This is a genomic window from Citreimonas salinaria, from assembly GCF_900107235.1.
Classification (GTDB): Bacteria; Pseudomonadota; Alphaproteobacteria; order Rhodobacterales; family Rhodobacteraceae; genus Citreimonas; species Citreimonas salinaria.
Genome location: NZ_FNPF01000055.1, coordinates 1 through 2,174 on the forward strand (window position 1 = coordinate 1; position 2,174 = coordinate 2,174).

Genomic DNA, 2,174 nt, shown 5'->3' on the forward strand with positions numbered 1-2,174 from the left:
CTTGTAGCTCGGCGGGATTGGTCTGCTCATGCAGGCCAGCTACCACGCTGGATTCACAAGATGAATCCCTCACCTCGCCTTTGCGCAACAAAGCCTATCAGAGGCACAAATTCGGTGGTTCTGTTGCGGTGGCATTTTGATGGGTGGGCGCCGCTGTTTTGGCCTGAAGCTCGTCCATCTGTTCCGTCCAGTTGAGTGGGAAGGGCTCAAGCACCCGCGCAAGCGTCAGCTCCGGCCCTTGCTTCCCGTTCAGGATCGCCTCGACGACGTGGGGCGCGAGCAGCGACAGGCGCATCAGCCGCGCCATGTAGGTGAAAGCGATGCCCTCTCGCTCAGCCAGTTCGGCGATGGTGGCGAATTCACCGGATTCGAGCATCCGTTTCCACCGGAACGCGCGGGCCAGCGCCTTTACCAGCGTGTTGTCGGTCAGCCGCGATTGCGTGGCGCATTCCGGCAACTGCATCTCCTTCCTACCGCCGCGTTTCACGACGCGGAACGGGACGTGGAGCGTCACTGTGTCAGGTATTGGCGCCCCGCGTGTCACGCTGCGGCCTCGATGCCGCCGGCCAGCATCTCGCGCGCGAGGCCGCTGAGGCCGTCGACGCGAAGTCGGACATTGAGCCCGTCCGTGCCGATATCCACGCGCTCCACCAGCAGTGCCAGGATGCGTGCCTGCTCGGCAGGAAACAGCTCGTCCCACAGCGGGTCGATCTGCTGCATGGCCGCGCGGGCGTCGGCGTCGGAGATGTCGTCGGCGTGAGCACGCGCCGCCTTCCAGGTCCCCGCAACAATCTCCGGCTGGCGGAACACGGTGCGGAGTTGGTCGATGACGGTCGCCTCGATCTCGCCAGCGGGCACCCGGCCAACCGGGCACGATCCCGCGCCGTGCTTCAGCACGGTCTGGCTTACATAGTAGCGGTAGAGTCTGTCGCCCTTGCGGGTGTGCGTCGACGAGAACGCGGCACCGTCCGGCCCGAACAGCAGTCCCTTCAGCAGCGCCGGCGTTTCTGCCCGGGTGCGCGCGGCGCGTTTGCGCGGGCTCTCCTGCAGGATGGCATGCACCCGGTCCCACGTTTCGCGGTCGATGATGGCGTCGTGCTCGCCGGGATAGCTCTCGCCCTTGTGGACCGCCTCGCCGATATAGGCGCGGTTGCTAAGCATCCGGTAGATGTATTTCTTGTCGATCCGGTTGCCGCGCGGCGTGCGGATGCCGCGCGCGCCGACCTCCCGCGCCAGTTCGGTGCAGGACCCGATCTCGAGGAAGCGTGCGAAGATCCAGCGCACATGCGCGGCGGTTTCTTCGGCTACCACCAGCTTCCGGTCCTCGACGCAGTAGCCGTAGGGCGGGACCCCGCCCATCCACATGCCCTTGCGCCGAGAGGCCGCGACCTTGTCGCGGATCCGCTCCGCCGTCACCTCGCGCTCGAACTGGGCGAAGGACAGCAGGATGTTCAGCGTCAGCCGCCCCATGGAGGTGGTGGTATTGAACGACTGCGTGACTGAGACGAACGTCACGCCGTTCCGGTCGAACACCTCGACCAGCTTGGCGAAGTCGGCGAGCGAGCGGCTGAGCCGGTCGATCTTGTAGACCACCACCACGTCGACCAGCCCGTCCTCGATATCCTCCAGCAGCCGCTGCAGGCCGGGCCGTTCCAGCGTGCTGCCAGAGATGCCGCCGTCGTCATACTGATCGCGGACCAGCACCCAGCCCTCGGAACGCTGGCTGGCGATGTACGCCTCGCAGGCCTCCCGCTGGGCGTGGAGGCTGTTGAACTCCTGCTCCAACCCTTCCTCGGAAGATTTCCGGGTGTAGACCGCGCATCGCAGCTTCCGGACGACCTTCGATTTTTCCGGCGGCTTCGTCATGACCGCCCCCTGTGGTTCTTCAGCCCGAAGAAGGTCCACCCGTTCCAACGCGTGCCCGTGATCGCCCGAGCGATAGCGGAAAGCGACTTGTAGGGTCGCCCCTGCCATTCGAAGCCGTCGGCGGTGACGGTGACCACGTGCTCGACGCCCTGCCATTCGCGCAGGAGGCGCGTGCCGGTGACCCGCAAGCACGGCGTGCAGGGTCGGCGCCAATGGCGCAAGGTCCACCTGGCGATGGATACCGCCACTTCGGACATCCGGGCAGTCGAGTTCACCCCCAGCAGCGACGGCGACAGTCCGATCCTGCC

Annotated in this window: 2 protein-coding genes and 2 pseudogenes; 1 reads left to right on the forward strand and 3 read right to left on the reverse strand. The window is 66.0% G+C overall.

All coding sequences use genetic code 11. The features are described 5' to 3' along the window. Nucleotides 1–97 precede the first annotated feature (97 nt). The 3 genes and pseudogenes from BLW27_RS20485 to BLW27_RS20495 all read right to left on the reverse strand — a co-directional run. Nucleotides 98–463: a hypothetical protein gene (locus tag BLW27_RS20485; RefSeq protein WP_425429313.1), complete on the reverse strand. Its 366-nt coding sequence runs from the start codon at nucleotides 461–463 to the stop codon at nucleotides 98–100. A gap of 77 nt (nucleotides 464–540) precedes the next feature. Beyond that, the gene (locus BLW27_RS20490; RefSeq protein ID WP_089886591.1) at nucleotides 541–1,866 is read right to left on the reverse strand and encodes a recombinase family protein; all 1,326 of its coding nucleotides are present in this window, start codon (nucleotides 1,864–1,866) and stop codon (nucleotides 541–543) included. Further along, nucleotides 1,863–2,048 (reverse strand): annotated as a pseudogene (locus BLW27_RS20495) (DUF2924 domain-containing protein); the annotation flags it as partial. The pseudogene BLW27_RS20495 and the gene BLW27_RS20490, both read right to left, overlap by 4 nt. Before the next feature lies 1 nt (nucleotide 2,049). Here BLW27_RS20495 and BLW27_RS21070 point away from each other — a divergent pair. After that, nucleotides 2,050–2,174 (forward strand): annotated as a pseudogene (locus BLW27_RS21070) (IS5/IS1182 family transposase); the annotation flags it as partial.